Annotated in this window: 1 protein-coding gene; it reads right to left on the bottom strand. The window is 38.3% G+C overall.

All coding sequences use genetic code 11. The annotated features are described in order from the left end of the window. Nucleotides 1-125: 125 nt before the first annotated feature. On the bottom strand, nt 126-3179 hold the full coding sequence (locus tag Q0039_RS05690; protein WP_297510428.1) for a TAT-variant-translocated molybdopterin oxidoreductase: 3054 nt from the start codon (nt 3177-3179) through the stop codon (nt 126-128). Between the last annotated feature and the right edge of the window lie 33 nt (nt 3180-3212).

Below are 3212 nucleotides of genomic sequence, written 5' to 3'. Positions count from 1 at the left end.
CAGGAGCAGCAACATCAACAGTTACATCGTGATAAGTTTTATCACCTATAACTAATGGCTTTCTAATGGGTGCTTCGTAATGAGACGACATAATCCTATATAGTGTTTCTTATTAATTTTAATGATTAGTTATTTCTAACTTTTACGTGATAGAAAACGTTTGGCTTCGTTCCCACATGCTCTAACAAGTGGTACATACGGTTACTCTCGGCCAATTTAGCTACATCACTTTCTTTATTGTTAACATCTCCAAACACCATAGATCCTGTGCTACATGCTGCAGAACATGCGGTTTCAAATTCGTTAACATCAACCACGCGACCTTCACGTTTAGCTGTTAAAATAGTCAACTGTGTTTTTTGAATACACATCGAACATTTTTCCATTACCCCACGTGAACGTACGTTTACATCAGGATTTACAACCATACGACCTAAATCATCATTCATATGGAAATCAAACTCACTGTTATTGTTGTATAAGAACCAGTTGAAACGACGTACTTTATAAGGACAGTTATTTGCACAATAACGCGTACCTACACAACGGTTGTAAGCCATTTGGTTCTGACCTTGACGACCGTGAGATGTTGCAGCTACCGGACAAACTGTTTCACAAGGTGCGTGATTACAGTGTTGACACATGATGGGTTGGAATACTACTTGTGGATTATCGGAAGGATTTTCCATTTGGCCAAAACCTCCTAAAGAACCTTTATCTCCAAACAAACCATCAAATCCTTCTTTTTTCTCAACATCTTTTTCAAAGGTTTCCTCTGAAGAATAGTAGCGGTCAATACGCAACCAGTGCATATCACGGCTTCTTCTTACTTCTGATTTACCAACTACAGGCACATTGTTTTCAGCATGACATGCAATCACACAAGCCCCACAACCTGTACAGCTATTTAAGTCTATTGATAAGTTGAAATGATGTCCGATTGAGCGATCAAAAGACTCCCATAAGTCTACTTTTGTAGCTTCCGTTTCTTTGTGATCTAACGATACTACTGGAACAGGATTCCAAATTTCAGCATCTTTTGAATTGAAAATTTCTAAAGTAGTTTCTTTTACAATATCACCTCGGCCCATTAAGGTTTTGTGTGACTGTACACAAGCAAACTCATGTTCTCCAGATTCTGGGGTTACAGTAACTGTTTGAACATTATTAAAGTCTTTGTATAACGTATAGGCATTTACACCTACTTGCATTGCTTCTTTAAGCGCTGCTTTTCTACCATAACCTAATGCTAAACCTACTGTTCCTTTAGCTTGTCCTGGTTGAACAATTACAGGTACATTTTTCAATTCTGCACCATTAATTGCTAAGGTTACATAACTTCCATTTAATCCACCATTTGCAACCAAATTATTTTCTAGTTTCCATTCCTTAGCATCAGCTTGAGAAATGGTGACATAGTTATCCCATGATACCCGTGTAATTGGATCAGGGAATTCTTGTAACCAAGGGTTGTTCGCTTGTTGACCATCACCCATACCGGTTTTGGTGTACAGTACTAATTCTAATCCTTTAGATTTAGAAGAAGACAAAGCATTAGCTGCGGCAGTGTAATCAGCAGTTCCTCCTGCTAAAGCAGCACCACTATAAATCGCTAAACCATCATGCAATGCTTGGTTCCAACTTGTATTTCCTAAGAAACCAGCAGCGCCAGCTCTTAAATAGTCATAATAATTACCACTAACTCCATTCCAAGACATTAACGATTCTTGAAATTGTTTGGTGTTGAACAAAGGACGAATTGTTGGTTGGGTTAAAGAATACATTCCTTTAGTCAACACATGATCATTCCATGATTCCAAATAATGAGGAGCAGCAGCAGCAATGTTCGTTTTTAAAGCAGTCTCATCCTCACGTTGCGTATAACTTACAGACAACTTTACTTTCCCTAATGCTGTGGCAAAGGCAGCGCCATTTGCTAAAGTATAAACTGGGTTAACACCACTCATAATAAGCGTGTGAACATTACCCGCAGTCATGTCTTTAATTAATTGTGCAACTTGTGCATCATTACCTTTTCGAATATAACGAACTCCCGCAGTTGCTAAAGCTTCGCTTTTCAACATTTGATTGATTGCAAAAACTAACAATTGTGCGTTTTTATCTTGTATTCCACAAACTAAAAGTCCTTTAGAACCTGCTTGTTTTAATTGATCTGCAGCTCTTTTGATGTCAGCATCGGCAGCAGTAGTTGCAGTAGCAATACCTGCGCCTGTGATACTATTATAAATTTTAATTAACGCTTGCTTTTGATCCGCTACGGTCATTGCAATACGTTTGTCTGCTGCTGCACCGGACAATGTCATATTGGCTTCAAACTGGAAATGTTTTGACATTTGACCATTTTGGGGAACACGGCCTTTTGCATAACTGCTTTCATAACCGCCTCCTTGCCAATCCCCTAGAAAATCAGCACCTATGGAAACTATAGTATTTGCTTTAGAAAAATCATAATCTGCTAATGCACGCTCACCATAAACAGCTTCGAAAGCATCCAAAGCAGCCGACTCAGATACAGCGTCATATATAATGTGTTTTGCCGTTGGATTTTTAGCAATAAAATCCGCAATCAAACGCTCTGTTGAAGGACTTGCCAATGTATTCGTTAACAATATAACTTGTTTACCAGACGCTTTAGCCTCAGCTAAAGAATTTTTGATTTGCGCATCTACATCTGCCCATGAAGCATTTTTGCCTCCTATTTTAGGATTTTGAAGACGTAAACTATCATATAATGATAAAACCGAAGCGTGTACGCGCGCATTTGCAGCAAATTTAGCACCCGCTAAACGGTTGTTTTCTACTTTAATTGGTCGTCCCTCACGCGTTTTAATTAACAAATTCGCAAAATCAAATCCATCAAAAAGTGTCGTTGCATAATAATCGGCAACACCCGGAATAATAGTATCCGGCTGAACAACATAGGGGATTGATTTGTGCACAGGTCCTTCACAAGCTGCCAATGTTGCTGCAGCAGTTGTAAAACCTACGTATTTTAAGAAATCACGACGGGTAGTTGATGAAGAAGATAATGAATCATCCGCAAGGAATTCATCTGTTGGAATCGCTTCCACAAATTCATTATTTCTAAGCGTCTCAACAATAGAACTATTTTCGTTTAGTTCTTCAACACTTTTCCAGTATTTTTTGTTAGATGACATCGTATATAAATATTAGCTTCTTAATAATTGATT

It is taken from the genome of Flavobacterium sp. (assembly GCF_027484945.1).
In the GTDB taxonomy this organism is placed as follows: Bacteria; Bacteroidota; Bacteroidia; order Flavobacteriales; family Flavobacteriaceae; genus Flavobacterium.
Note: the sequence above shows the minus strand (reverse complement) of the source record. Positions and strands in the feature narration are given on the sequence as shown.